This is a genomic window from Croceivirga thetidis (assembly GCF_012272815.1).
GTDB lineage: Bacteria > Bacteroidota > Bacteroidia > Flavobacteriales > Flavobacteriaceae > Croceivirga > Croceivirga thetidis.
Genome location: NZ_JAAWWL010000002.1, coordinates 1,187,592 through 1,210,227, shown reverse-complemented (window position 1 = coordinate 1,210,227; position 22,636 = coordinate 1,187,592). Strand labels below are relative to the sequence as shown.

At 37.2% G+C, this 22,636-nt stretch carries 20 protein-coding genes; 7 read left to right on the top strand and 13 right to left on the bottom strand.

Annotation, left to right across the window (positions count from 1 at the left end):
* Positions 1-18: 18 nt before the first annotated feature.
* Positions 19-1,053, bottom strand: a complete 1,035-nt coding sequence (gene meaB, locus HCU67_RS13120; RefSeq protein WP_210423707.1) for a methylmalonyl Co-A mutase-associated GTPase MeaB — start codon at positions 1,051-1,053, stop codon at positions 19-21.
* Between the two features lie 114 nt (positions 1,054-1,167).
* Here meaB and HCU67_RS13115 point away from each other — a divergent pair, with 114 nt between their 5' ends.
* The 4 genes from HCU67_RS13115 (at position 1,168) to HCU67_RS13100 (ending at position 4,266) form a co-directional block, all read left to right on the top strand.
* A complete protein-coding gene (locus tag HCU67_RS13115) occupies positions 1,168-1,593 on the top strand; it encodes an organic hydroperoxide resistance protein (protein WP_168553056.1) in 426 nt (141 codons plus the stop codon).
* A 139-nt stretch (positions 1,594-1,732) separates the two neighbouring features.
* Complete coding sequence (locus HCU67_RS13110; protein ID WP_168553522.1) at positions 1,733-2,275, top strand: sigma-70 family RNA polymerase sigma factor; 543 nt, start codon at positions 1,733-1,735, stop codon at positions 2,273-2,275.
* Entirely contained in the window at positions 2,259-2,834 is a 576-nt protein-coding gene (locus HCU67_RS13105; RefSeq protein WP_168553055.1) for a hypothetical protein, read from the top strand. Before HCU67_RS13110 ends, HCU67_RS13105 begins: the two co-directional genes overlap by 17 nt.
* Entirely contained in the window at positions 2,809-4,266 is a 1,458-nt protein-coding gene (locus HCU67_RS13100) for a hypothetical protein (protein ID WP_168553054.1), read from the top strand. The genes HCU67_RS13105 and HCU67_RS13100 overlap by 26 nt, the downstream gene beginning before the upstream one ends.
* Positions 4,267-4,315: 49 nt before the next feature.
* Here the strand turns inward: HCU67_RS13100 and msrA are convergent, their stop codons facing one another.
* A complete protein-coding gene (gene msrA, locus HCU67_RS13095) occupies positions 4,316-4,990 on the bottom strand; it encodes a peptide-methionine (S)-S-oxide reductase MsrA (protein WP_168553053.1) in 675 nt (224 codons plus the stop codon).
* A 107-nt stretch (positions 4,991-5,097) separates the two neighbouring features.
* Between msrA and HCU67_RS13090 the strand changes: the two genes are divergently transcribed.
* Together HCU67_RS13090 and HCU67_RS13085 are read left to right on the top strand one after the other, a co-directional pair.
* Positions 5,098-5,766: a peptidoglycan DD-metalloendopeptidase family protein gene (locus tag HCU67_RS13090; RefSeq protein WP_168553052.1), complete on the top strand. Its 669-nt coding sequence runs from the start codon at positions 5,098-5,100 to the stop codon at positions 5,764-5,766.
* 187 nt (positions 5,767-5,953) lie between these two features.
* On the top strand, positions 5,954-6,187 hold the full coding sequence (locus HCU67_RS13085) for a hypothetical protein (protein WP_168553051.1): 234 nt from the start codon (positions 5,954-5,956) through the stop codon (positions 6,185-6,187).
* Positions 6,188-6,449: 262 nt separating this feature from the next.
* Here the strand turns inward: HCU67_RS13085 and HCU67_RS13080 are convergent, their stop codons facing one another.
* The 10 genes from HCU67_RS13080 to HCU67_RS13035 form a co-directional block, all read right to left on the bottom strand.
* Positions 6,450-8,009, bottom strand: a complete 1,560-nt coding sequence (locus HCU67_RS13080; RefSeq protein WP_168553050.1) for an amidohydrolase family protein — start codon at positions 8,007-8,009, stop codon at positions 6,450-6,452.
* A gap of 6 nt (positions 8,010-8,015) precedes the next feature.
* A complete protein-coding gene (locus HCU67_RS13075) occupies positions 8,016-10,529 on the bottom strand; it encodes a M14 family zinc carboxypeptidase (protein WP_168553049.1) in 2,514 nt (837 codons plus the stop codon).
* Positions 10,530-10,573: 44 nt separating this feature from the next.
* Positions 10,574-11,452: a sensor histidine kinase gene (locus HCU67_RS13070; protein ID WP_168553048.1), complete on the bottom strand. Its 879-nt coding sequence runs from the start codon at positions 11,450-11,452 to the stop codon at positions 10,574-10,576.
* Between the two features lie 125 nt (positions 11,453-11,577).
* A complete protein-coding gene (locus tag HCU67_RS13065) occupies positions 11,578-12,780 on the bottom strand; it encodes a sensor histidine kinase (protein WP_168553047.1) in 1,203 nt (400 codons plus the stop codon).
* Positions 12,781-12,887: 107 nt separating this feature from the next.
* Positions 12,888-16,253, bottom strand: a complete 3,366-nt coding sequence (gene secA / locus HCU67_RS13060; protein WP_168553046.1) for a preprotein translocase subunit SecA — start codon at positions 16,251-16,253, stop codon at positions 12,888-12,890.
* A gap of 134 nt (positions 16,254-16,387) precedes the next feature.
* Positions 16,388-16,612, bottom strand: coding sequence for a DUF2795 domain-containing protein (locus HCU67_RS13055; protein WP_013551418.1), 225 nt, complete (start codon positions 16,610-16,612; stop codon positions 16,388-16,390).
* A gap of 126 nt (positions 16,613-16,738) precedes the next feature.
* On the bottom strand, positions 16,739-17,293 hold the full coding sequence (locus tag HCU67_RS13050; RefSeq protein WP_168553045.1) for a cob(I)yrinic acid a,c-diamide adenosyltransferase: 555 nt from the start codon (positions 17,291-17,293) through the stop codon (positions 16,739-16,741).
* Between the two features lie 169 nt (positions 17,294-17,462).
* Entirely contained in the window at positions 17,463-17,945 is a 483-nt protein-coding gene (locus HCU67_RS13045; RefSeq protein ID WP_168553044.1) for a hypothetical protein, read from the bottom strand.
* On the bottom strand, positions 17,942-19,810 hold the full coding sequence (locus HCU67_RS13040) for an ABC-F family ATP-binding cassette domain-containing protein (protein WP_168553043.1): 1,869 nt from the start codon (positions 19,808-19,810) through the stop codon (positions 17,942-17,944). The genes HCU67_RS13045 and HCU67_RS13040 overlap by 4 nt, the downstream gene beginning before the upstream one ends.
* Positions 19,807-20,997 (bottom strand): lipoprotein N-acyltransferase Lnb domain-containing protein, encoded by a 1,191-nt coding sequence (locus HCU67_RS13035; protein ID WP_168553042.1) that lies wholly within the window; start codon positions 20,995-20,997, stop codon positions 19,807-19,809. Before HCU67_RS13035 ends, HCU67_RS13040 begins: the two co-directional genes overlap by 4 nt.
* A 178-nt stretch (positions 20,998-21,175) precedes the next feature.
* On the opposite strand from HCU67_RS13035, the gene HCU67_RS13030 reads away from it, so the two are divergent.
* On the top strand, positions 21,176-21,898 hold the full coding sequence (locus HCU67_RS13030) for a CDP-alcohol phosphatidyltransferase family protein (protein ID WP_168553041.1): 723 nt from the start codon (positions 21,176-21,178) through the stop codon (positions 21,896-21,898).
* On the opposite strand, the gene lptB is transcribed toward HCU67_RS13030, so the two are convergent.
* Positions 21,895-22,635: an LPS export ABC transporter ATP-binding protein gene (gene lptB, locus HCU67_RS13025; RefSeq protein ID WP_168553040.1), complete on the bottom strand. Its 741-nt coding sequence runs from the start codon at positions 22,633-22,635 to the stop codon at positions 21,895-21,897. The two genes, HCU67_RS13030 and lptB, sit on opposite strands and share 4 nt — an antisense overlap.
* Position 22,636 lies beyond the last annotated feature (1 nt).

Here is a 22,636-nt window from a genome sequence, read left to right as displayed (position 1 = left end):
CGGGGCAAATTTAGGCTTTTATTTTAGAAATTTTTTGACCAGAAGCTTTGCTGAATGAAAAGGAGAAACCTCATTTTTTTCAATTTTTAGCAGGGTTTCAGCTATGTCCTTTTGTAAGTGAGGATTTTTAAAAAACCGAAATTTGAGCTCATTTTCTAAATTTTGCTCAAACCATTTTCTATTTTGTTCGAAACGGTTTTTGCTCAAATGACCATTACCCTCAGATTCTTCAAAGAATTTCTTTAACAGGCTCCATACATCATTCAAACCTGAACTTTCTATTGAGGAAACCATTAAAACAGTGGGAATCCATCCATTCTCTTTAGGAGGGTATAAATGCAAGGCTCGTGCGAATTCTGTTTTGGCAAGTTTTGCCTTTTTAACATTGTCGCCATCTGCTTTGTTAATAATTATTGCATCGGCCATTTCAATGATTCCCCTTTTGATTCCTTGTAATTCATCTCCTGCTCCTGCAAGCTTAAGCAGTAAAAAGAAATCGACCATGCTGTGCACCAGGGTTTCACTTTGACCGACACCGACAGTTTCAATTAGAATAATTTCAAATCCGGCCGCTTCACAAAGCACAATACTTTCCCGTGTTTTTCTAGAAACTCCACCAAGACTGTCTCCTGCAGGGGAAGGTCTTACAAAAGCATTTGGGTCTTTTACCAATGCCTCCATCCTTGTTTTATCTCCTAAGATGCTTCCCTTGCTAATAGAACTTGTTGGGTCAACGGCCAATACGGCAACCTTTTTACCCATCTTGGTCAGGTAAGAGCCGAAAGATTCTATAAAAGTGCTCTTCCCCACCCCTGGTACTCCCGTTATACCTATTCTCAAAGATGAATTTTGAATTGATAGGCATTTTGTGAGTAACAAATTAGCCATTTCGAAATCTTCCGGTCTGGTACTTTCTATAAGGGTAATCCCTTTTGCAAGTTCAGGATATTGGCCTTTAGAAATTCCATCAAATAATTCATCTACCGAGACTTTTTCGATTCTTTTCGATTTGATATTTTGAATTTGACTTGCCCTATTTTTCTCTATTGCCAAAATTCAGATGATTTCTGATTTATCGAATGTATGAAGTTTCACATAAATTTAATAGGCTAAGCTGTGGTCATCCGATTGTAAATCTTATTTTTTTGGATTATAAATAGAACAATTATGAAAATGATATTCGAAACGAACGCCACAAATACCGGTGGTCGTAATGGACATGTGATAAGTGATTCAGGAACATTGGATTTTGATATCCGAATGCCGTCACCTGAAAAAGGGCAGAAAGAAGGAACCACCAATCCTGAAGAGTTGTTTGCAGCTGCTTATTCAACCTGTTTCGCAGGGGCATTACAACACGTGGCAAAAGAATCAGGAGTAAATGATTTAGGAGATTTTAGTGTTTCGGCTACCATATCCTTTAATCAAGATGAGGATGGTTTTTATCTAGAAGCTATTTTGGATTCTTATTTACCAACTGTAGATAAGCAAAAAGGAGAAGAACTAATTAACGCTGCTCATGAAATATGTCCTTACAGTAAGGCAACTAGAGATAATATTACCGTACACTTGAATTTGTTACTAGACGACTGAATTTTTATGAATTCAGAATTTATCAAATGCCCGTTTTGTCCATTCGAAACGGGTTTTTTGTTAAATAGTGTTAAAATCAAACTATTTTGCCACATCTGAATTTTACTTCAGTCTATAAAGCAAGAACATCAAACCAACCATTTTGCAACTGGAACTCATAGAACTGTGCAAGGCAAACAATCGTAAAGCGCAAATGCAGCTTTACCGTAAATATTGTGATGGTATGTTCTGCGTTGCTATGCGGTTTTTAAAGAACCAAGATGATGCTGAAGATGTTTTGCAAGAATCTTTTATCAAGGCTTTTCAGCGACTTGAGCAATTTAGCGGTCAAGTGACTTTTGGTGCATGGCTAAAAAGGATTGTAGTAAATGGTTGTATAGATTTTTTAAAGTCGAAGCATCAGCGCACTATAGAATTGGATGAGGGTTATATGCATGTTTCGGAGGATGAAGATTGGCAGGTAGAAACAGAAGTCCATCTAGATGAGGTTAAAAAAAGTATCGAATCGCTTCCAGAGAAATATAAATATGTGGTTCAGCTGTTTCTTATTGAGGGCTACGATCATGCTGAGATATCTGAAATATTGAATATTAGTGAGACCGCATCCAGAACAAGATTGTTAAGGGGCAAGGGAATGCTGAAGGAATTATTAAAGGAATTAAATTATGGCACAGGATCTTAGGGACTTATTCGCTAAAGAACGTAAATCACAACGCTATACAATGCGTGAAGGTCATGAAGACCGCTTTCTGGATTTGCTTGATGAAAAACTTCCAGCCAAAAAAGTAAGAAAAAAGCAATATTCCTGGATTGGTATTGCTGCTTCGGTTGTTCTTCTAGTAGCACTTGGGACTTATTTTTTAATACCATCGGCTCCGGTTGAAGAAGGAATAAAGACCATTGTGGTAGAGCAAAATACGGGCATTGGTTTAGGTGACCTATCACCTGAACTTCAAAAAATAGAAACCTATTACACTACCAACATTAATGTGGCCTTGGCAAATCTTCAAGTCTCTGACGACAATAAAGAAATTGTTGACGGTTACTTGGAACGTCTAGAAGAATTGAACAAGGAATATCAAGAACTAAATAAAGAACTAAATGAAATTGGTCCAAATGACCAAACTATCGCAGCGATGGTGCAAAATCTGCAGTTAAGAGCACAATTGTTGCAAAAATTGAATGAAAAGTTGAATCAATTAAAATCATCAAAAAATGAACAAGAGACAAATATTATTTAGCGCCTTAGCCCTGTTGATAACTACAGGGTTATTCGCACAAAAATCGAAGACCTTTAACGAGTCCTTTTCCGTCGGCAACGATGCAGTGTTGAATATCAACACCAGCCATGCAGATATAGAATTTGAAACCTGGAATAAAAATCAGGTTGAAATTGAAGCCGTGATAACTTTGGAAGGAGCGACCGATGAAGAAGCTGAAGATTATTTTAAGAACCTTGATTTTGAAATAAAGGGTAACAGTAAAGAAATTGATATTACCACTGGAGTTAAAAATAGCTGGCTTTTTAGTAACTCTTCCAATGGATTTGAATTTGCGGATATTGATTTTGGATTAGAGCCATTAGTCTTGGATTTAGAATTACCTAATCTTCCAGAACTGGCAGTTTTACCCGAAATGCCTGCTTTGCCCTCAATACCTCCAATCAAATTCAATTTTGATTATTCAAAATATCAAAAAGAGGGAGAGGATTATTTAAAAGAATGGGCCGAGAATTTTGAAGAGAGTTTTGGTGAAGACTACCAAAAAGAGATGGAAGAGTGGGGCAAACGAATGGAAGAACAAGCCCAAGAATGGGAAGAACGAAATGCTGACCGTTTGGAACGAATGGAAAAACGCATGGAAGAGCGTGCCGCTGAAATGGAAAAACGTCAGGCAGAGCGAGAGAAAAGACGAGAAGAGCAAATTAAAGAACGAGAAGAGGCCATGGAGAAGCGACATGAAGCCGAGGCTAAACGTTTGGAAAAGCTGGGAAATCGATGGGAATGGGCAGAAGGTGATTCTCCGAGCATATTTTACTTTTCTTCTGATGGCATGGGAAAAAAGTATGAAGTAAAGAAGACCATAAAAATCAAAATGCCAAAGTCGGTTAAACTTAAAATGAATGTGAAGCACGGGGAGGTTAAATTGGCCGCGAATACAAAACAGATAAATGCAAGCTTGCGATATGCAAGCTTGCTAGCTTCTGATATCAGCGGAAAATACACTAATATAGATGCTGCCTATTCACCTATGGTTATTGAACGATGGAACGCAGGTAAACTAAGCACCAAGTATTCTGATAAGGTAAAGTTGACTAGTGTAAAGGATTTGAACTTGACTTCCACTTCATCTAATATTACTATTGACAGGGTATTGAACGATGTTTACATCGTGAATGATTTGGGTAATACCATCATTAATTCTGTTGATGACAATTTTAAAAGTGTTTACGTATCCTTAAAAAATGGGCAGTTGAATGCCGTTCTGCCCAAAGCTGATTGTAATGTAAACATTATAGATAGGTTGTCTGATGTCAGCTATCCCAACACTATAAATGCCAACGTGGTCAAAACTTCCAACGGATACGAAATTCAAGGATGCGTGAACGCGAAGAAAAATAACAACCCCACCTTCGAAGTCAAAGCTTCATTTAGTGAAGTGGTAATTAAATAATTCTAGGGGATAAACTCTATTTCTATAAATGCACCTCTACTTTTCTAAATCAATGTGCCTCTTCCTTAAGGTATTCCCGAAAATTCTCTTTAAATCGGTTTAAGCGAGGAATGGAAACTGCCCTGACATATGAGTTGTTTGGGTTCTTGCGTTCAAAATCTTGGTGATATTCCTCGGCCTTCCAGAAGGTGTCAAATTTGGTAACCTCCGTCACAATAGGTCTGTCATATACATTACTAGATTCTAGCAATTCTAAGTACTGTTCAATTACCTTTTTTTCATTTTCGTTTTTATAAAAAGCAATAGAACGGTATTGTGGTCCTCTATCAGGTCCTTGCCTATTTAACGATGTGGGGTCATGCGAGCCAAAAAATACCTGTACTAATGCCAAAAAAGATATTTGTTGTGGGTCATAATAGACTTCAACTGCTTCGGCATGGGTAGTTCTACCATAACCAACATCTTCATAGGTTGGATTTGCCTCTTTACCACCGGAATAGCCAGAAACTACTTCTTTTACGCCTTTCACACTTTCGAAAATTGCCTCAACGCACCAAAAACAGCCACTTGCAAAATAAGCGGTTTCAAAGTCTTGCAATTGTTCATTTGAAAAAACTTCTTTTTCTGGGATTTGGTGGGCAATAGCCTTTTCATTTTGTGCTTTTGTATTGGTCTGACAGCTGGTTGCAAAAATCAGTGCCACAAGTAGAATAACCTTTTTCATCTAAATATTTTTCTTTTGGTAGGAAGTTAAGTGGTTGCATTACAAAATCTGTGTAAAAAATTGTTAAACCATGTTATCGAATACTATCTTTTGTTGATTTTGGTTGAATGGAGCATTTATTTAAGAACATTAAAAGGGATAAATCGATTTCAATTTTGGATGCCAATATTCCAATTTCTGAGTATTATCCAATTGATTTATCAGATTCGAACAAAGACTTGGATTATGTCAATATTTCAAACCCAGAAGAATGTCAAAATTATATAGATCTGATCTTGAAAAATAGTGGGGCGAAGGTGGCATATGGCGGTTACTTGGAACGTCGAAATTTATATAAAGAATCACAATTGTTCTCTGGTCACAACCAAAGAAATATTCATTTGGGTTTGGATTTTTGGTGTTCTGTAGGTACTGAGGTTTTGGCACCTTTGGATGGGAGGATACATAGTTTTAAAAACAACTCGGAACTAGGCGACTACGGTCCTACTATAATTTTGGAACATTCTATTTTTGGAGAAGTGTTTTATTCTCTTTATGGTCATTTATCCGTTGAAAGTTTAGAAGGACTATTAGTTGGTCAAGAGATCAAAGCAAATCAAACTATTGCCAATTTAGGTAGGCCAGAAATTAATGTAAATTATGCTCCACATCTTCATTTTCAATTAGTTATGGATATTGAAGGTTATTTTGGTGATTATCCCGGAGTATGTCGTCAAGATGATTTGGAATTCTACAGTAAAAATTGTCCAAACCCAAACCTTCTGTTGGGATTGTAATTGAATAATCGATTAAATGCACTAATGTTTCGGTATGTAGTTTATTGAATTCAAAACCATAATCGGAGATTTTTAGCACTTCATCGAAGGGTGGTTCATTGACCGATAAAAGTATTCCGTAGGGCGAGATAAATATCGAAAAAGTATAGGCGAAAATACATTTGCTGTAGACAAACGGTAAATGAAAATGAAAGCTTTCCTAACACTCATATTGATTCTTGCTATTGGTACCCCTTCGATTGCGCAAGTGGATGGAGAAAAGAAAATTGAAGAAAAACCAAAGCTGATTGAGATTGAGAATTTAGAAGAAAAAAAGGCCTCTGAGCAGCAAAAAATAACTAGAGTTTATCTGTACAAAAATTCTAGGATAAAGAAAGAACTGAAATTTAAGACAAAGAAAAACAAATCTAAATTAGCTTAACCATGATTGAAAACTTGTTGATACTCTCCACCTTTTCTGTAAGTATAGCTTTTGCTATAGCTGGCATTGTTCTTAATGTGAAAACAATTAGAATAACAAATAGAGATTAATTGCGATTTCGATAAAATATTTCGTTTTTTCCATAGTTAGTATAACTACGTGAGCACTGTTACTATAGTTTTAAGTTATCTATAGTTGAGAACATCAATATGAAATTTGAAATTTTGAAAACAACCCTAAAATTTCAATTTCATGTTAGAATCTATTCCAAGCCAGGTTGCTTTAATTTGTAGTTTGATATTTGCTTTTGTTTCGATACCATGTTTTTTACACTTTGTAAGAGCTTTTTTGCGTCGTAGATAATACCATCTTTTATAGTATATTTCACACCCCCAACACGAACGACTTCATTTTCTTCTGTCAACCGTATTGCACCCGTACCATATAAAACTTTCAAATTTTTTAAGGGATTTTCTTCGACAACGACAAAATCTGCCATCTTACCAATAGCTACAGTGCCTATTTTATCGTCCATGCCTAAAGCTTCGGCTCCATTTAATGTTGAAGAACGAATTACCTCTAAAGGATGAAAACCAGCTTCCCTTAAAAGTTCCATCTCTCTTATATAAGCGAAACCGTAGAGTTGAAAAATAAATCCTGAATCGGAACCTGTAGTCACCCTACCACCTCTATTTTTATACTCATTGATGAAGGTCATCCATAATTGGTAATTTTTACGCCAAGCAACTTCTTGTTCGGTTCCCCAATCATGCCAATACGAACCATGACTTATTTTACTGGGTTGGTAGAACTCCCATAATGATGGCAAAGTATATTCTTCATGCCATTCTGCTCTACGTGCTCTATGTAAATCCCTACTGGCCTCGTAAATATTGAATGTTGGGTCTATGGTAAAATCGAGTGCAATCAATTCATCCATTACCTTGTTCCAATGTTCGGAGTAAGGTTTGGCAGCTTGTTCCCAAAGTTTACCAGCCTCTTCGAATCGATGTTGCTCATTCTGATAATTATAATCCAAAGGGTAATGTTGTACCGTTTTATCTTCAAACAAAGCTTCTGGCAGACCATACCAATGTTCCATCGAGGTGAGGCCGGCCCTTGCAGAATGCAAAACATTCCACCTTGCAACATCCATTTGGGCGTGGTGACAAGCAGAGCGAAGACCTAACTTTTTGTTTTCATCTAAAGCTGCAGCCATAATTTCTGGTGGTGCTCCAAAAAATTTAATTCCATCAGCACCATTTTCAGCATTTTTTCGAACCCACTCCCTTGCTCTCTCAGGAGTGCTAAGCGGTTTGTCACTCGCCTGACCGAATACGGTATGTGTAATGATTCTGGGAGCAATAATGCTATTTTCTAAGCTTTTTTTCTTTAGGTCATTTGACCAATCCAAACCTCGTCCGCCGACTTCTCTTATTGTCGTTATTCCATGGGCCATCCAAAGTTTAAATACGTAATCAGAATCCGCACCTTGAGCATTACCTCCTATATGGGTGTGCATATCAATAAAACCCGGTAGAAGGTACATTCCTGAACAATCCAGTTCTTTACCACCAGGTTTTAATTGCGGTCTTTTGGTGTCGTCAATTTCAACACCTGGATAACCCACTACTTGAATGTCAACAATTTTGTTGGCTTCTACGACAATGTCTATGGGGCCTCTTGGCGGAGCACCATTACCATTTATCAGTGTTACACCCCTTATAATTAACTGGGAAAAGGGACCCTCTTTTAAATCTTCTTGGGAATAAGACCCAAAGGTCAATAAGAGACCAACTATAGTCAAATAAACATTTTTCATAACCTACTATTCTGGTATTCGTATTTTATCTCCAAGAAAAATTGCATTCAAGAATAACCTATTGGTACCATACCATGAACCTCTAAAATTTGGGTTGTCTGCAAACATTATGACTCGGCCGCCACCTAATTTGCTAACAATTAGGGAAGCTGATTTATTTAAGAATTCATTCGTATTCTTTTTGGTAATAAAACCATCAACCAGTGCATTTTTAGAATATCGAGCTACCGTTGAGTATTCATTTTCACTCGGTTTCAGCCATACGGAGTTATTTTTATAAACTGGAATCTGGTTATCTCGATAACCAAAGGCCAATGGATGCGTCACATCTAAATCTACATTTAATATTATGCCTCCAACTTCTTCCTTCCCGATATTTTCAGGAGCGTCGACATAGGGTTTTCTATTTGCAACTTTGGTTGAATCCTTTTTATTTTCTATGATTTTTTCTTTTACTATCTCCTTATCAATTACCCATTTTGAGGCACTGCCAATAGTAATAAGCGTGTTTCCTTTTTTTATCCAATCACTTAGAACTTCTTGTTGTTTCTTGGTGAGGTTATATCTGCCAGAGACCATGACAAGAGTGTTGTATTTGTCAAAATTCACCCGATTAAAATTTCGTAAGGGAATTTTTGTAATTGGCATGTGAACGCGAGTATCAAGCAAATGCCATATTTCACCAGCTTCATAAGATCTCACACCTGTACCGATAAGCATTGCGGCCTTGGGTTTTGTAATTGGACTTACATAGCGACTTCCTAGGTCAATGCCCTTAGCATTATAACCTGTAGCCACTGAAAACATTGGGACATGATATTTCTTTTGTGCTTTTTGTACCAATTCAAAAACTTCAACTGCGTCCTTTTTTTGAAGAGATACGGGAACAACTAAAGCTCCATAATTAAAGGATTTTTTACCAAGTGTCGTTTTAGCAGTGAAAGGTTTGAAAGAACTAGAAACGGTTATTCCATTTGCTTGCAAAAAATTCAAGACCGCATTGGCGTTGTAATCATCATAGTCAATTATATATGCGTAATCTGTTTGTTGTACAGGTGTTATAGGAACCAGTCCTTCAGTTGAAGATATTTTTTCTCCAAGATTAAGACTTGTTACCGGTCTGTACTTCATGTTGTAAAAATTTGCAACTGACCATGCTGAAGCATCATAGTAAACACTATCTCGATATTTATTGTATGTCTCAAAAAATGTCTGAACCATTCGGTATTGTGGTTGGTTAGTTGGCACCAAATAAGAATCATTTGACCTGTAAACATCAACTTTGTGTAATAACAGTTTATCAATGAATGCTTTTGTTCGATTTTTATCGAAATCTTCTTTAAAGGAATATCCCTTGACTCGACTTTTGGTAGCATTGCTCAAAGCACTTTTAAAAAACTCTTGCTGATACTTTCTCAGATAATCTTTGTTCTCAACAGCCGCTTTGACTGTGGTAATGCTTGAAACAAACTGATTTCTTATCGTAAAAGGAAATGTTATTTCACCGAAGGCCGTTTTCTGAACATGCCCCCTGGAGCTAGCTTGTTCAAACAAGAGGGCAAGTGCACCTTGTAAGTCTGGATAGGAAGAACCATACCCTGGGTAAGTGCCGTCAAAAACCTCTTTAGTGAAATAGAATGAACCAATGCTGTCCAATGCACTAGAGAAGTAATCGCCAAATAGGTTATTTAAATCCACATAATTCTCCTTGGGCATAATAGGATTTAGTGAAGCATTATCCTTCATGGGTTCGAAAAAATAAGAGCTTTGGGAACCCATTTCATGAAAATCAGTGACAACATTTGGATACCAACTGTGGTACCATTTAAGTTTTCCACGACTTTCGGGATGAATACCTAAAAGCCAATCCCTATTCAAATCAAACCAAAAATGATTTGTACGCCCCCCTGGCCAATATTCATTATGTTCGGCATCTTGAGGGTCACTAACTTGAGGATTACCTTGGTACATATTAGCCCACTGAGTATGACGATCGCGACCATCAGGGTTAATTGTGGGGTCCACCATTATTACGGCATTGGTGATGTATTTCAGAACCTCAGGACTATTGGATGCACAAAAAGTGTAGGCAGCGAGCATTGCTGCCTCAGAACTGGAAGGTTCATTGCCATGTACGTTGTAACCCAAATTGATGAAAATTGGAACCTCATTATAATTTGAAACAGATTTTGAGGGATCTACAAACGCCAAATGTTTTTGTTTTATGCTCTCGAGATTCTGAAGATTTTCAGTTGAAGATATGGTTAGTATTACAAGTTTTCTGCCCTCATGGGTTTTACCATAATTGTAGATGGATGCCCTGTCAGAAACCTCTGCCAGCTTATTAAAATAGGCCACAATTAAGTCATGCCTTGTATGATGTCTCCCTACATCATATCCCAGAAATTCTGCGGGTGAAGGAATGCTTTCGTCGAATGGATGGTATTTTTTTAAAAAATAGTCTTGAGCGGATAAGGTAGCTGATAAAAGAATGATTATCAGTAATGATTTTTTGAACATAACGCTAATGCAAAGGTTGGTTTACTAAATATAAACCAATCCAATCAATTAACAGTTTTGAATTCTTGGGTAATTTCTTGGAAATTAATTTGGTAGTAGGTTCCCTTAGCTTTTAAATCGCGAGCAATTGTTCCTTTTAATTGTCTAGCTAGATTGTGTATTAATTTGAGTCCTAGTGAGTTGGTGCTTCTTGGGTCTAAGTCTTCAGGAAAGCCTATCCCATTATCACCGAGGTACATTTCATATGAATCGCCAGCTTTCTTGTTAAGACTTATTTTAATCTCACCTGGTTCATCTGCGGGTATACCATATTTAAGCGAGTTGGTAACCGTTTCGTTGATAATGAGCCCCAAGGGTATTACGGTGTCAATGCTTAATTTGAAATCTCCCAAATCAAGATTGGTTGAAATGTTGTTCTCGTTGCCCTTTATTGAACGTATTAGATATTCGCAGAGCTCCTTTATATAAGATTTTACCTCTATTTCGGAAGTATAGTCATCTCGCTTGTACAACATTTCATGAACCATCGACATTGAAACCACTCTGTGTTGACTCCCAACGATTATTCGTTCAATATTTTCGTCGGCAACTGCACGTGATTGTAAGCTTAGTAAGCTAGAGACCGTCTGTAAATTATTTTTTACCCTATGGTGGACTTCCTTAAGAAGCATTTCTTTTTCCTCTAACTTATCTTCAACATCACTTTTTGTGAATTTATATGACGATTTTCTTCTTGTGTAGAGTCCGTTAGCTAAAAATAAAAGACCAAGAAGAAAAACGACAATTAGTATTACAAAATGCTGGCCCCTTGACCACAGGTATGGGACAAAAGCAATGGTAATTGCTGAAGCGAAATAGTTGACTATTTCTACAATTTGATTTTGGATGACTAGCCTTTGGCTATCTCCCTTGTTTTTTTTCATTCCTGGCACAAAAGTAAATCTTGGCTATTTTTGGGTTTACCAAGTTAACTTTTTGAATTTTATAAAAAAAATCCTGTCGGTGATGTCTTAGAAATAGGATTTGAATTCAATTTTAGAACGGAGTATCAAGAAATACTTTCGATAATTTCCTCAAATTGAATTTTGTATCGGGTTCCTTTTTTGTTGGTTCTTTTAATATTTCCTTTTAACTGTCGTGTTAGGTTATTAATTAGGCGCAACCCCAGCGAATCTCTTTTTTTGTTGACCACCTTATCGCAAAACCCTACACCATTATCCCTGATTCCTAAAGTATATTTTCCTTCAGGCCCTTCCTTTATTTTTATTTTGATTTTACCTGAGCGATTTTCGGGGAAAGCATATTTTAAAGCGTTTGTTACCGTTTCATTAATTATAATCCCTAGAGGGATTACTGTATCTATGCTTAGCGAAATATCAGGAATATCAAATTCTGATTCTATATTTTTCGAGTGCACTTTCAATGACCTAAACAAATAATCACATAGTTCCTGAACGTAGGGTTTAACAGCTATTTTTGATAACGACTCGTCTTGTCCATAAAGCATTTCGTGGACAATTGCCATAGAGACCACCCTGTTTTGACTGCCTTTAAAAAGAGTTTTAATCTCTTCATCCTTTATATTTCTAGATTGCATGTTAAGCAGACTTGAGATGGTTTGAAGGTTATTCTTTACCCTATGATGGACTTCTTTTAAAAGTGTTTCCTTTTCCTCGATTCGTGATGCAATTTCTTTTTGGGATTTGTATAAATTATGATGAGCTTCTAGCAAATTCTTCCCGAAAACACCACCTAAAAGATAAATCGAGGCCAATACACTTAAAAATGCAAACCAATTTCCTGATTCTTCTGGAACCGTGTTGGCAAGTAATCGAAAATCACTTAAATCGTGCAAGAAAATAAGTGATATCAATAAAAGATTAATCAATAGGTAATACCCACCGTAAACTTTGGTGTTCACAAACCCTGCAAAAACCACTACGCCTAAAACAAAAATGAAAGGGCTTTGAATTCCCCCGCTTGCCAGTGTGATTACAATACCATTAATGGTTGTTAGGATTGAGGCAATATTGTAGGTTAATAATAAGTTTTCATGTTTTTTCAATGCAAGTACATTGATAAACAAAAGAAGAGCATAAGTAAAAAACGAAAGGGGAATAATGCCCTTTATGTTTAAAAAGAAGTAGCATATAACACCAAAAACTACCGCAAATATGGAAGCATATTGACTAACTAAAACTAGAAGTTTAGCCTTATTGCTGTATTGGTTTCGTTTGGTCGGGGGTGTCATTGATAAACAACTGGCTAATAAGCAACGTTACAATAGCCTTAAGTATTGTGATTTGCCTAAAAACAAAACATAAATCGCATTAAATTCTAGGATATTTTGTCTTTTTTCTAGCTTTCTTCAATTAGTACCCATTCACCCTTGTCGATAAGTGGCTCTGCTTGTTTGTATTTCACCACTTTACTTTCACCTGACATTACATTCTTGATGGTGACCCGCTCATTACGTCCAATCTTTGGTTTTTCTCTGACAATAGTTTCTGTAATTTGGGGGCGCTGACTTTGAGTTTGACCTGCAGCTCGGTTTTGTGCGGCCAATTCGTCACTGTTGGGAATTTCTTCTTTAGACATCTTAAGCTTTTCCTTAGGTCGCCTAACGTTTCTGGCTTCTTGAATTTGATTGGTGTTTTGATTTGGTAGTTCTCCTTTGAAGAGGAAAGAAACAACTTCCTTATTCACTTTTTCAATCATACTTTTGAACAGTTCAAAAGCTTCAAATTTATAAATGAGAAGGGGGTCTTTTTGTTCATGGACAGCAAGTTGGACTGATTGTTTCAATTCATCCATTTTACGCAAATGGGTCTTCCAAGAATCATCAATTATCGCCAAAGTGATATTCTTCTCAAAATCGTTAACCAACTGTTTTCCACTAGAGCTGTAAGCTTGCTCCAAATTGGTTACAACATTAAGCGTTTTTATCCCATCAGTAAATGGCACTACAATTCTTTCAAACTTATTACTCTGATCTTCGTATACCTGCTTTATTACCTTGAACGCAGTTTCTGAACTACGCTCCATCTTTTCTTGGTAATGCTTGTACGCCTCAACATATACTTGGTTCGCAAGTTCTTGAAAACCGGTTTTATTGAATTCTTCTTCAGAAACCGGTGAGGTAATAGAGAAGTACTTTATAAGCTCAAATTCAAAATTCTTGAAATCATCGGCCATTTTATTGGTTTCCGAAATGACCTCACAGGTATCATAAATCATATTTGCAATATCCACCTTGAGCCTTTCGCCTTGCAGTGCATGCCGCCTTCTTTTGTAAACAACTTCTCTTTGGGCGTTCATTACATCATCATATTCTAGGAGACGTTTTCGAATACCAAAGTTGTTCTCTTCAACTTTCTTTTGTGCACGTTCTATGGATTTGGTCATCATGCTATGTTGGATAACCTCTCCCTCTTCCAAGCCCATACGGTCCATAACTTTGGCTACCCGCTCCGACCCGAAGAGTCTCATTAAGTTGTCTTCCAATGAAACATAGAATTGCGAACTTCCTGGATCTCCTTGACGACCGGAACGACCTCTTAACTGACGGTCGACCCTTCTCGAATCGTGCCGTTCGGTTCCTACAATGGCCAATCCTCCAGCGTCCTTTACTATATCGGATAGTTTAATATCAGTTCCACGACCCGCCATATTGGTTGCGATTGTAACAATACCTCCTTTACCTGCTTCTGCCACGATATCAGCTTCCTTCTTGTGCAGTTTCGCGTTCAACACGTTGTGCGGAATTTTACGAACACTTAGCAGTTTCGATAAAAGTTCTGATATTTCAACTGATGTAGTACCAATTAAAACTGGCCTACCTGCTTTTGAAAGTTCCGTAACTTCTTCGATTATTGCATTGTATTTTTCGCGTTTGGTTTTATAGATTAAATCGTTTCTATCGTCCCTGGCAATAGGTCTATTGGTAGGAATTTCAACTACATCCAACTTATAGATTTCCCAGAATTCGCCAGCTTCAGTGACCGCTGTACCGGTCATACCCGCTAGTTTATTGTACATTCTGAAATAGTTCTGTAACGTAATTGTTGCAAAGGTTTGAGTCAGTGCTTCAATTTTTACATTTTCCTTTGCTTCAATCGCTTGGTGCAACCCATCAGAATAACGACGACCATCCATAATACGTCCGGTTTGCTCGTCTACTATCATGACCTTATTGTCCATCACCACATATTCCACATCTTTTTCAAAGAGGGTGTAGGCTTTTAGTAATTGGGTCATGGTGTGAATTCGCTCACTTTTTACTGCAAATTCTTTGAAAAGTTCTTCCTTGAGTTCGGCTTCCTTTTCAATGTCCAATCCCTGATTTTCAATCTGAGCAATCTCACCACCGATATCAGGTAAAACGAAAAAGTCCTTATCCTCATTACCAGAAATATATTCAACCCCTTTATCGGTTAGCTCAATTTGATTGTTCTTTTCTTCAATTACAAACAACAGGTCTTCGTCTACCTTTGGCATTTCACGATTGTTGTCTTGCATATAGAAATTCTCCGTTTTCTGAAGTAGTTGTTTTACACCTTCCTCACTCAAGAATTTTATAAGTGCCTTGTTCTTTGGTAAACCGCGATAGACCCTAAGTAGTAAAAATCCACCTTCCTTCGTGTCTCCTTCTTTGATTAGTTTTTTAGCTTCAGCCAGAACACCGGTTAAATGTTGACGTTGTTTTTGAACGATATCTGAAACCTTAGGTTTTAGTTCGTTGAATTCGTGTCGGTCACCTTCAGGCACGGGACCTGAAATAATCAAAGGAGTACGGGCGTCATCAATCAAAACCGAATCCACTTCGTCAACTATGGCATAGTGATGTGGACGTTGAACCAAATCAGTCGGTGTATGTGCCATGTTATCGCGCAAATAATCAAAACCGAATTCATTATTGGTTCCATATGTGATATCAGCATTGTAGGCGGCACGGCGGCCATCGGAATTTGGACGATGTTTATCAATACAGTCAACCGATAGTCCATGAAATTCAAATATTGGGGCCATCCAAGCACTATCCCGCTTTGCCAAATAATCATTAACGGTTACAAGGTGAGCACCTTTACCAGAAAGAGCATTTAAATAGAGTGGGAGGGTAGCTACCAAAGTCTTACCTTCACCTGTCTGCATTTCTGCAATTTTTCCTTGGTGCAATGAAATACCACCGATTAATTGAACGTCATAGTGGATCATATCCCAAGTAACTTCCTTACCGGCAGCATCCCATGAATTTGACCAAATTGCATTATCGGCTTGCAAAGTCACATAATCTTTATCACCTGACAAAGCTCTGTCGAATTCAGTCGCTTGTACTGTGAGCGATGTATTTTTTGCGAAACGTTTGGCGGTTTCCTTTACAACGGCAAAGGCTTCAGGTAATATCTCGTTAAGTGTTTTTTCTGAAAGTTCATAACCTTCTTCTTCTAGCTTATCAATTTCTGTGTAGATTTCCTCATTTCTATCTATATCAGAAGAATTGGCAACTTCTTCTTTCAGTTGAGCTATTTTGTCATCTACGACCTTACGGTTTTCTAGAATCAGCTCCTTGAAGCTAACGGTCTTTTGACGTAACTCATCATGTGATAGTTGTTCTAATTCACTTTCAAAAGACTTTATTTTATTGACCAAAGGTTGCAATGACTTTACGTCTTTCTTCGATTTATCTCCGACAAATACCTTTAGTACTGAATTGACAATGCTCATGCTTGAATTTTAGTTTGATGGCTCAAAAGCTGTTCCAGTATTTGGAAAGCGTGTTTTTAATACCGGAAAGCTGCCAAAATTACAGAAAAAAAGCCTCAATTAAGAGGCTTTTTAAACGTGTTTAACTTGTTTTATCAGTATTCATCCTCATTCCAGAGGTAATCTTCTTCAGTAGGATAATCAGGCCAAATTTCTTCAATGGATTCATAAATCTCTCCTCCTTCTTCTTCCATTGATTGAAGATTTTCGACCACTTCTAAAGGTGCGCCAGTACGTATGGCGTAATCAATTAATTCGTCCTTTGTGGCGGGCCAAGGGGCGTCGCTTAAGTAGGATGCTAACTCTAATGTCCAATACATAGTAATGGTCTGATTTTAAAATTTTTGCAAAAATAATTTTTAAATGATACCAGTCAAGTGAAAACTGATTTATTTAAAAAATATTTTCATTTTGTGAATTCTAACGCAAAAAGAAGTGATTTATTCCTATTTCGTTTGAGGAATCCACTTGACTTCTTCTGCATTTAAGTCCGAGGACAATTTTCGTGCCAAGACAAATAGGTAGTCGGAAAGCCTATTTATGTAGGCCAGAACAGCATCGGGTATAGGTTCGTTTTCGTTGAGATAGGAAATCATTCGTTCGGCCCTTCTACAGACAGTTCGCGCAATATGACAGTATGACACGGTAGTGTGACCCCCAGGTATTACAAAATGCGTCATTGGTGGGAGTTCTTCATTCATTGCGTCTATCTCCTCTTCAAGCAAATTAATGTCCACTGCATCAATACGCTCAATTTTGAGTCTTTCATCTTTTTTAGGTTCCGTCGCAAGAATTGCTCCAACCGTAAAGAGCTTGTCCTGAATTTTCTCAAGTACTGATTTGTAATGCAAATTAATTTCTTGATCTCTAACCAAACCCAAATATGAGTTCAATTCATCAAGGGTTCCATAACTCTCAATACGAATATGGTGTTTAGGTACACGTGTTCCCGTGAATAATGAGGTTGTTGCCTTGTCGCCGGTTTTAGTATAGATTTTCATTAATTGTGCCTTCGTTTCCCGTCCATAAAATTGCGTGACTTTCTCTTCTTGTTGTTTTTTCTATTCTTTAGAAGAATGTATAGGTAAATGACAGCTAAAACACCAAAAACGATATAAATGATATTATTCATGCCTTGTCACATTAATTATTCCTTATAAAAATATGCCATTAAGGGCGTAAATAGAAATGCTCCTTTTCTTGTTCTTTACGAATAAAAAGAACTCCGCAATTGTAGAAATCGATACTAACACTAATATCTGAAGATTTGACAAGTTCAAGCCATGACGAATAATTCTTGGTGGAATTGTGAATTTTATCAATTAAAATCATACCGTCATTGTGAAGCTTGTTGAAGGGGATTTGTGCAATCAAAGGGGATGGGTAATATACAAAATCAGGATTTTCATCATTTAGATGAACATTCGGGAAATCATCTTCTATTAGCTGCTGAACCTCTCGACTCTCTTCCAACCAGATATTTTTAAACTCAAAAAAAGCGATGCTTTTAAGTAATATATCTTGGGTTTTTATTTGGGATACTTGTGGTTTCTTATAAACACACTCCGTCAAATACTTAAATACGAAAGGGGAGTGTACGCCATGATGGTTCGTTGATTTTAAGAGGAATTTCAAATAGGAAATCAATTTCATTCCATTAAAGATGAAAGTTCAAACCAACGTTCTGTTTTTTGTTCTAATTCACTATCAAGTTCACCTAATTCTATAGAAATTTTGTTGATGGCCTCCCCATCGAGACTTGCATCTGAAAATTGGTCTTGAAGTTCCTTTTTCTTTTGCTCCAACTTTTCAATGGCTCGTTCTAATAGTTTGAATTCTTTCTGTTCGTGGTAGGAAAGTTTGCGTGAGTTTTCTTTATCCCTCCATTCCACTTTTTCCTCTGAAACCTTTTCTTTTATAGTTAAAGAGGATACTTCTTGACTGTCTTCATAGACCCTGTAATCAGAATAATTTCCAGGGAAATCCTCAACAACACCGTTTCCTTTGAAGACGAAAAGGTGGTCCACAATCTTATCCATAAAGTAACGGTCATGCGATACTACTAGCAAACAACCAGGAAAGTCGAGTAAAAAGCTCTCCAGTACATTCAGGGTTACAATATCCAGATCATTGGTGGGCTCATCCAAAATCAAAAAATTAGGATTCTGTATCAAGACTGTACACAAATAAAGACGTTTGCGCTCCCCACCACTAAGTTTTTCAACGAAATCATATTGTTTTTTTCTATCGAAAAGGAACCGCTCCAACAACTGTTGCGCTGAGATTTGCCGACCTTTTTTTAATGGAATGTAGTCTCCAAATTCTCGAATAACATCAATTACTTTCTGACCTTCCTTTATTTCAATCCCTTTTTGAGTATAGTAACCAAACTTGACCGTTTCACCTATAACTACCTTTCCTGAGTCCGAAGACTCACTTCCTGTCAAGAGGTTCAAAAATGTTGACTTGCCAGTTCCATTTTTACCAATTATGCCGATTCGTTCACCACGCAAGAAATTGTAGTTGAATTTTTCAAGCATGATTTTATCACCGAAAGACTTGGAAAGATTGTGCAGTTCTACAATTTTGCTGCCTAATCGCTCCATGTTCAATTCTAGTTGAACCTCATGGTCTTTTCTACGTTGTTTGGCCTTGGATTTTATTTCAAAGAAGTCGTCAATACGAGATTTTGATTTAGTAGTTCTGGCTTTTGGTTGCCGACGCATCCAATCCAGTTCTTTTTTGTATAGTATTTTGTTCTTGTGTTGCTCAACGGTTTCTCTTTCTAAGCGTGCCTCCCGTTTTTCCAAATAGTATGAATAATTCCCCTTGTAACCATATAATTGGTTGTTATCCAGTTCTAAAATTTCATTGCAAACCCGTTCCAAAAAGTATCGGTCGTGCGTGACCATGAACAGGGTAATTTTTTCCTTTTTAAAGAAATCTTCAAGCCACTCAATCATCTCTAAGTCCAAATGATTGGTAGGCTCGTCTAGAATTAAAAGGTCAGGTTTGTTTATTAAGGCATTGGCAAGGGCTAATCTTTTTTTCTGTCCTCCTGAAAGCACACTGACTTTAAGGTTTAGTTCAGAGAGGTTAAAACGAAACAGAATTTGCTTGTAAAGTGTTTCGAAATCCCAAGCACCATTCTGCTCCATGGCCTCGAATGCTTTTTGATAATTTTCTTGGTCTTCGGGATTTTGCAGGGCCTCCTCGTATCGGGCAATAACACTTAGAATTTCATTATCCGAATCGAAAATCGTTTCTTCAATGGTAAGCTCAGGATTCAAATCAGGTTCTTGTTCTAAAAATGAGATTCGAATTCCCTTACGTTTGGTTACCTGGCCTTTTTCGGTAGCATCTTTACCTGAAATGATATTTAAAATAGAGGTTTTACCAGTACCATTTTTAGCGACCAACGCAATTTTTTGCCCCTCATTTATGCCAAAAGAAATATTGGAAAACAATTCAACTTCTCCATATGATTTTGAAATATTCTCAACGGTAAGTAGGTTCATGCAGATTTAAATTTTAACATAAACCAATAACGAACACTCAAAATTGTCATTAAAATCAGGTTAAGCGGCGAAAATACCTGAACCTTAAAAATCCAGAGCATAATGGTAAGCCCCATCAAACCAATTGCTAACCAAAGATATTTTTTGAACCACACGGGCATTAGATTTTTTCGAACTACAACAAATGCCATTATCATATTCACCGGCAATAACCATAAGACATTCCAATTACTCTTTGTATACACATGGTCTGTTGCAAACCATAATACCATCAAAAAAAGACCAATAAACCCTGAAATAAATAACAAGCTAAAATCAAGCCATTTACGGTGATACGAATTGCGATGGTCCTTAAAGGTTATCCATGCAATGAAGGCCAGTAGCAAAAGAAATACAAAGCAAGGTGTGGTAAAAAAGGAAGAATTATCCTTTATTTCTGGTAAATCAACGACGATTTCTTCTTTTCGTAATAGCGGTTTGCCATCCTTTTTGGCAGCCCGAACTTGGTACATTGCTTGGTAGGGTAAAAAGATTCGTTCTCTTAAAGTAGCTTTGCGGTCTACTACCGCACCGAAGGCCAGGTTTATTCCAAAATCACCCCATGAATTCGTTTGTAGATGACTTTTAACCAAATCTCTGAACGTCGGTTGTGCACTCTTTTCTTTGGTTAATGTCTCATCTTTTGGTGGTTCAAATAAAATTTCATCGCCGAAATTTTCAGTCAAGATTTTTGCCATGACCGTTGAGCAATTATCAAACAATGGGTCATAGAGATATTCCCTGTTTTCAGGCAAGAAATTTGATTCAAAAAATTGAAAAACTTGATTGGTTTCTTCAGGTGTCAGGTTTAAAACTTGTTGCCTTACCCATCTTCCTTCCATTTCATAAGTAAACGAAAACCTTTCAAAACTGCTTCTGCTTAGTGAATACAATAACCGACCCTTGGTAAAATTCAAGTAGAAATTGGGTTGGCCAAAATCAAATGTACCGTAGTTGTATACAACATCGATACCTCTTATCGGGTCATGAACCCGAAATGCTGTATGCCCAAAAGCATAGTAAAGAACGCTTGGATCTCCGGCACAAGTCATTACACTGATTTCTGCCTTGTCTGATAGTTTTGGTACTTGCGAATAAGCAAAAAGTTGCGCCAGAAAAAATACGATTAGAAAGAAACGTTTTCCCATATCAAGATTTGCCTTGCAAATATCACATTTTGGTTTCAAGTGAACTCTTCACAAAATCTAAAAAAGTATTTTTTATCGATATTCGTGAATATTAAATATGAGCTCTACGTCGAATCAGAAAAAGATTTCCTTTTTGCGGGCGTGACACTCGAAAGGTTAAAGTCAACAAAAACCAACCATGAAACACCTACCCAACTTTATTACACTTTTGAATGTTCTAAGCGGCTGTATTGCAACGGTTCTAGCGGTTCAAAACAAGTTAGATTTGGCAGCTCTTTTTGTCTTCTTAGGGATTCTATTTGATTTTTTAGACGGTCTCGCCGCAAGACTACTAAAGGCTTATAGCGAAATTGGGTTACAGTTGGATTCTCTGGCTGATATGATAACAAGTGGTTTGGTGCCTGGAATTGTAATGTTCCAATTGCTCACCATGGCTGAAAAAGATGGTTGGAACTTGGATATGTTCGGAATGCACTCTGAAGTTGGTATTTTACCCTTATTTGGCTTTTTGATAACCATGGCCTCAGCCTATCGTTTGGCAATTTTCAATGTTGATGAAAATCAAGTCACATCTTTCAAAGGTTTGCCAACTCCGGCAAATGCCTTACTAATTTTGTCCTTGCCAATGATATTGATGCATCAGAATACACCAATTCTTAATAATATCATTCTAAACCCTTGGTTTTTAATGGGAGTGACAGTATTAAGCGCATTTCTACTTAACTCGAGAATAAATCTCTTTTCGTTAAAGTTGGAGAACTATAGTTTTAAGGACAATGGAATAAAATACCTTTTTCTTATTGGAAGTTTGATCCTATTGATATTGATGAGGTTTTTGGCCATACCAATTGTAATAGCCCTCTATATTTTTACTTCGTTATTAGTGCAGCCTAAGAATTAAAATTCCAATTTCTTTTTACGAAGTTCAAAGTTTTGACCTAGGTAAACTTTACGAACCATTTCGTCCTGTGCTAAATCTTCAGGAATCCCTGCTTTTAAAATCCCTCCTTCAAACATAAGATAGGAACGTTCGGTAATGGCCAAAGTTTCTTGTACGTTATGGTCCGTTATTAAAATACCGATATTCTTATTTTTAAGCTGGGCTACAATACGTTGTATATCTTCAACGGCTACGGGGTCCACACCAGCAAATGGTTCATCCAATAAAATGAATTTTGGGTCGGTAGCAAGTGCTCGGGCAATTTCCGTTCGCCTGCGTTCACCACCAGATAATAGATCGCCCCGGTTTTTTCGAATATGGCCCAACCCGAATTCGTCAATTAATGATTCCATCTTTATATGCTGCTCCCTTTTGGAAAGGTTAGTGGTCTGTAAAACACTTAAAATATTATCCTCAATGCTCAATTTTCTAAAAACTGAGGCTTCTTGGGCTAAATAGCCGATACCATTCTGTGCCCTTTTGTACATAGGAAATTCAGTGATTTCCATATCATCCAAAAAAATCTTTCCGCCATTTGGCTTTATCAGCCCAACAATCATGTAAAACGAAGTGGTTTTCCCAGCACCATTTGGTCCAAGCAATCCGACAATCTCACCTTGATTGACTTCAAGCGAAATTCCTTTTACCACCTTACGGCCTCGATAGGCCTTCATTATGTTTTCTGCACTAAGTTTCATA

Excerpts from the sequence above, each read along its gene's own strand:
- HCU67_RS13115 (WP_168553056.1), top strand. The coding sequence starts at position 1,168 with ATGAAAATGATATTCGAAACGAACGCCACAAATACCGGTGGTCGTAAT.
- HCU67_RS13105 (WP_168553055.1), top strand. The coding sequence starts at position 2,259 with ATGGCACAGGATCTTAGGGACTTATTCGCTAAAGAACGTAAATCACAA.
- HCU67_RS13100 (WP_168553054.1), top strand. The coding sequence starts at position 2,809 with ATGAACAAGAGACAAATATTATTTAGCGCCTTAGCCCTGTTGATAACT.
- msrA (WP_168553053.1), bottom strand. The coding sequence starts at position 4,990 with ATGAAAAAGGTTATTCTACTTGTGGCACTGATTTTTGCAACCAGCTGT.
- HCU67_RS13090 (WP_168553052.1), top strand. The coding sequence starts at position 5,098 with ATGGAGCATTTATTTAAGAACATTAAAAGGGATAAATCGATTTCAATT.
- HCU67_RS13085 (WP_168553051.1), top strand. The coding sequence starts at position 5,954 with ATGAAAGCTTTCCTAACACTCATATTGATTCTTGCTATTGGTACCCCT.
- HCU67_RS13080 (WP_168553050.1), bottom strand. The coding sequence starts at position 8,009 with ATGAAAAATGTTTATTTGACTATAGTTGGTCTCTTATTGACCTTTGGG.
- HCU67_RS13075 (WP_168553049.1), bottom strand. The coding sequence starts at position 10,529 with ATGTTCAAAAAATCATTACTGATAATCATTCTTTTATCAGCTACCTTA.
- HCU67_RS13070 (WP_168553048.1), bottom strand. The coding sequence starts at position 11,452 with ATGAAAAAAAACAAGGGAGATAGCCAAAGGCTAGTCATCCAAAATCAA.
- HCU67_RS13065 (WP_168553047.1), bottom strand. The coding sequence starts at position 12,780 with ATGACACCCCCGACCAAACGAAACCAATACAGCAATAAGGCTAAACTT.
- secA (WP_168553046.1), bottom strand. The coding sequence starts at position 16,253 with ATGAGCATTGTCAATTCAGTACTAAAGGTATTTGTCGGAGATAAATCG.
- HCU67_RS13055 (WP_013551418.1), bottom strand. The coding sequence starts at position 16,612 with ATGTATTGGACATTAGAGTTAGCATCCTACTTAAGCGACGCCCCTTGG.
- HCU67_RS13050 (WP_168553045.1), bottom strand. The coding sequence starts at position 17,293 with ATGAAAATCTATACTAAAACCGGCGACAAGGCAACAACCTCATTATTC.
- HCU67_RS13045 (WP_168553044.1), bottom strand. The coding sequence starts at position 17,945 with ATGAAATTGATTTCCTATTTGAAATTCCTCTTAAAATCAACGAACCAT.
- HCU67_RS13040 (WP_168553043.1), bottom strand. The coding sequence starts at position 19,810 with ATGAACCTACTTACCGTTGAGAATATTTCAAAATCATATGGAGAAGTT.
- HCU67_RS13035 (WP_168553042.1), bottom strand. The coding sequence starts at position 20,997 with ATGGGAAAACGTTTCTTTCTAATCGTATTTTTTCTGGCGCAACTTTTT.
- HCU67_RS13030 (WP_168553041.1), top strand. The coding sequence starts at position 21,176 with ATGAAACACCTACCCAACTTTATTACACTTTTGAATGTTCTAAGCGGC.
- lptB (WP_168553040.1), bottom strand. The coding sequence starts at position 22,635 with ATGAAACTTAGTGCAGAAAACATAATGAAGGCCTATCGAGGCCGTAAG.